The sequence below is a fragment of the Acidithiobacillus sp. TH-A36 genome, from assembly GCF_057473445.1.
Genome location: NZ_JBYCKP010000441.1, coordinates 1 through 3,911, shown reverse-complemented (window position 1 = coordinate 3,911; position 3,911 = coordinate 1). Strand labels below are relative to the sequence as shown.

4 protein-coding genes and 1 pseudogene are annotated in these 3,911 nt (G+C 53.0%); 3 read left to right on the top strand and 2 right to left on the bottom strand.

What is annotated here, in order from left to right; all coding sequences use genetic code 11:
• Window positions 1-125: 125 nt before the first annotated feature.
• Window positions 126-512: a hypothetical protein gene (locus AC2VLY_RS11325; RefSeq protein ID WP_486894294.1), complete on the bottom strand. Its 387-nt coding sequence runs from the start codon at window positions 510-512 to the stop codon at window positions 126-128.
• A gap of 214 nt (window positions 513-726) precedes the next feature.
• Between AC2VLY_RS11325 and AC2VLY_RS11320 the strand changes: the two genes are divergently transcribed.
• Together AC2VLY_RS11320 and AC2VLY_RS11315 are read left to right on the top strand one after the other, a co-directional pair.
• Entirely contained in the window at window positions 727-1,101 is a 375-nt protein-coding gene (locus AC2VLY_RS11320; RefSeq protein ID WP_193649448.1) for a glycine zipper domain-containing protein, read from the top strand.
• Window positions 1,102-1,120: 19 nt separating this feature from the next.
• Entirely contained in the window at window positions 1,121-1,663 is a 543-nt protein-coding gene (locus AC2VLY_RS11315; protein WP_300253496.1) for a hypothetical protein, read from the top strand.
• Here AC2VLY_RS11315 and AC2VLY_RS11310 read toward each other — a convergent pair.
• Window positions 1,660-3,405, bottom strand: a complete 1,746-nt coding sequence (locus AC2VLY_RS11310; protein ID WP_486922302.1) for a peptidoglycan D,D-transpeptidase FtsI family protein — start codon at window positions 3,403-3,405, stop codon at window positions 1,660-1,662. The two genes, AC2VLY_RS11315 and AC2VLY_RS11310, sit on opposite strands and share 4 nt — an antisense overlap.
• A gap of 225 nt (window positions 3,406-3,630) precedes the next feature.
• Between AC2VLY_RS11310 and AC2VLY_RS11305 the strand changes: the two are divergent.
• A pseudogene (locus AC2VLY_RS11305) lies at window positions 3,631-3,911 on the top strand (septal ring lytic transglycosylase RlpA family protein); the annotation flags it as partial.

The window sequence follows — 3,911 nt, the reverse complement described above, 5'->3', positions numbered from 1 at the left end:
TTCTATGGTGATGGTGAACGGCGTCCGGTGACGGGTGACTGAAGCTATCTGGTAAAACCTTAGGAACAAGCACTATACGGCGGGAAACCGCCGTTTTTTATTTCTGAAATAAAAACAAATGTATACTATTTACTGCTAATAGCTTGTCCTACGTAGCGCCCCATCCAGTGTTCTATTTGCTGAACTTCCTGAAGATGTCCATAGAGGCCAATGCGTGCTGAAAATTTGGTAACTGCAGCGCCCTTGGATGTGAGATTAATAAGGACAGCATTACCCTCAGAATCATAGCCGTGGACTTCCACGGTGGTCGGGCTGATTTGTTTAGCTCCGGTAAATTGCATGCCTGCCTGGGGCAAAGCCTTTTCTGCAGCTGCCGTGACCACCGCCAGCGAAGCCGGATAGTAAGTATAATAAGGCACCGGATTGACTTGTGGCGCCCAACTGGCCGTACAACCGCTCAGCCCCAGAGCCAAAACCACAGACACAGTCGCAAGGCGTGACGAAAAAGACATAAATTCCCTCCAAAAACAGCGGACATTAATCAGAATGATTGTTTGATGTACAATATACCCGAAAATTCCGGGGAACAATGCTCCATCTACGATGCCCCGCTTTTCATCAGACTCCTGCTGTAGGTACTTGGCTACAGTGGCACAACCATGTAACTTTGTCCCATACTGTGAACTCGGCCTATTATGATTAAACGCTTAGAGGAGCTGAACACTCATGAAAACTGCTAAATGGTTGATAGCGGCTACTTTCCCCCTGATCCTTGCGGGTTGTGCGAACAATCCTTATGCCAGCAATGGCACCACGGCCAATACAGCTGGTGGCTCCCTGCTCGGCGCCGTAGCTGGCGCAGTCATTGGCAACCAGACCGGTTCACCGCTCGCGGGTGCTGCCATTGGCGCAGGCCTGGGTGGATTGGCCGGATATGGTCTTTCCAATCAGCAACAGCAAGCACCTGCCCCGCAACCCGGCTATTACGCAGCGCCCCAGGGCAGCGTCCCCTGTCCGGCCGGTTATGTGTGCAATCCAACGGCACCCCAGTATCAACAGCCTCCGGCCTGTCCAGCGGGTTACACCTGCACACCACGCTAGGTCTATGCCTTTAGCAGCGATGAATACCCCGTCCGCAATGCCCGCCATCGAACATATCGGCGGGCACCTTGAGGGTGGGAAAACCCTCTGCAAGCACCCTCTCGCCCTGCCAGGCATCATTCTCAGTTCGGGCGAGGGCAGCATTCGCAGCTATCAGTTTCATCCGCAGGAGGAAGGCGTTCCGGTTACCCCACTCATTTGCCAAAGCATGGAGCCATTACCAAGCGGATCTGATGCCGATTTGCTGGTCCGGCAGGGGCATATCGTGGCAGTGCGTCTGGCTGATGCCAATATTGCCTTGCATCCGCAAATTCTGCGGAAATCGGCCATTCGTGAAGTGTTGCAGCGCGAATGGCTACTTTCGGTATTTCTTTTTGGTCCAGTTGCCGGAGTGTTTCTGGTCAACCTGATTTTTGGGATGCCTACATTTTTGTGGTGGACGGCGTTGGGGGTCCTGATTTTTTCCTGCCTGATCATGGGAATTCTGGTCAGAAACGATTTACGTAAATTGCAGAACTGGGTGGAAGAATTACATAAGCTGGCCAAACAGCAGGGCACTTAGTTTCCGCCGCCCTCCGACCAGATTTCCGCCTGTGCGGTGGTAATATTTGGCGCCCGCAGACGACACACCGATTTGCCACACCATTCCGGGCCAATATTCAGTTGCTCCAAGGCATGCTCCATGGTTACCCGGAATACTGGGGCCGCCTCGACCCCCCCGAAATTCCAGAATTTATCGCTGTCGCGCAGGGTGACCGCCATCACCAGTTGCGGATCACGTCCCGGAGCAAAGCCCACAAAAGTCGCATTGGTGCGATGATGAAAAAAACCATCCTTGCCGTTGGCTAAATCTGCCGTACCGGTTTTACCTGCTACTGCATAACCGGGAATTGCCGCAAGAATACCGGTGCCATTGGGCTCTGCCACACTGCGCAACCAGCGTCGCAAATCGTTGGCCACCCAAAAAGGCATGACCCGCCGTTTGACTAAGGGCTCCCCTTTTACCAGCACGGGACGAATATGAAAGCCCCCATTGGCGATGGCCGCATAAGCATCTGCCAATTGCAGGGTAGTCACAGATATTCCATAACCAATAGAGATTGTCGCGTGGCGTGCTTTTCCCCAACCTTCCCAGGCGGGCAAAACGCCCGAAGTCGTCCCTGGCAAAGCGACCTGGGGAACATCACCAAAACCCACCGCCCGATACATGGCATATATATCTCGACGCGGCGTCTTCAGAGCTATTTTGGCGGTGCCAATACAACTGGAATACTTGAGAATGTGCTCAATATTCAAAATGTGATGGGTAACGTCATCGGTAATCGGATACCCCCCCACCCAGAGGGGATGAGACACGTTGAAACGGGCCGTTGGGCGCACACTATGCGTAGCCAGTGCGGCGGCAATGGCAAAAGGTTTAATGACCGATCCCGGCTCAAAAGCCTGATGGACGGCGTTATCCACATAATCCATGGGATTGCTGCAACTCCCGATATTATTGGGATTGCAACTGGGAACACTGGCCATCGCGAGCACCTGTCCGGTACGCACATCCATGACCACCGCCGAACCGTTACTTGCCCCGAAATGACGCTGGGCAGCCAGCAAGGTCATATAGGCCCAATACTGGATTTGTGGATTGATGGTGAGCTGCAAGGCATGTCCGGCGCGGGGAAGACGCAAAATTTTATCTACATGCACAATTTGTCCATGACCATCTTCCAAAACCCGTTCCTTGCCGGGATACGCCGCCAACCACTGATTGTAGCCCAGCTCCAGTCCGGTCCCTCCCTGATGCTGGAGGTTGACCATACCTAACAGGGGGGCAGTGACGGCACCCAGCGGATAATAACTGCGGCTGGTGTTTTGCACATAAATACCCGGAACCTGCAGTGCATCCAGCTTTTTTCCCAATGCGGGGGGAACCTGCCGGAGAATATAGGCATAATCTGCCCCACCTCCGGCAACCCTTTCGGCAAAACTGGCAGGACTCAGATGTAAAACCTGAGCAATGGCGCCCCAATGATTTTGATGTTTATCCAGAATGGCCGGGTCGGCCCAGATAGTGACGGCTTTGACATTGACCGCTAAAGGTTCGCCATTTCGGGCCGTAATTACGCCACGCTCACTGGGCAGCGGTAAGGTCCGCAAATAACGCATGCGCCCCTGAGATCTTAAGGTTTGATGCTCCAATAGCTGCAAACGCAAATCCCGGGCAAGAACGGCTGCAAAACCGAGCAGAAGAATAACAATCAACCAGCGCGCCCGCCCCGAAGGTAATATTTTGACGGAAGTCTCAGTCATGACCTGGGCACCGTCTGCTGGTAAAAGTATTCATGGCGAACTCTGATGGAGTTTTAACATGGATCAGACGGCGGTGCTGATAAAAAGTTCCGGGAATACGGCAGGATTTGAAATATTGTTCTATATGAACATGAGAAAAGTTTGGCAACCCAATGCCAAACTTGAACTTTCTGAAGACTCTGCCCTATACTGGCAGAAACGACACTATAGAGGTCATGCATTTCCATGCGCTTGAAGCAGGCATTCCCGTTTTTCCGATTGGGGACTTTTACCCTGGCTGTTGCGGCCCTGGCTGGCTGTGCCAGCATGCCCGGCCAGATGCATGCTTCTTCAGGCAACGGCTATGGATCTGCCTTGACCAATTCCGCCTATTCAACCGGGCAGTCCTGTTATGCTCCGTCTCCTGACCTGAATGCTGCCTATAATCAGCCCTATGAAATTGACGGACAGTGGTATCACCCGATGCACAACGCCTCGGGATTTTCTGAAAACGGCGTCGCCTCCTG

Bases quoted from the DNA above. Each gene is read 5' to 3' on its own strand.
- AC2VLY_RS11325 (WP_486894294.1), bottom strand. From the start codon at position 512: ATGTCTTTTTCGTCACGCCTTGCGACTGTGTCTGTGGTTTTGGCTCTG.
- AC2VLY_RS11315 (WP_300253496.1), top strand. From the start codon at position 1,121: ATGAATACCCCGTCCGCAATGCCCGCCATCGAACATATCGGCGGGCAC.
- AC2VLY_RS11320 (WP_193649448.1), top strand. From the start codon at position 727: ATGAAAACTGCTAAATGGTTGATAGCGGCTACTTTCCCCCTGATCCTT.
- AC2VLY_RS11310 (WP_486922302.1), bottom strand. From the start codon at position 3,405: ATGACTGAGACTTCCGTCAAAATATTACCTTCGGGGCGGGCGCGCTGG.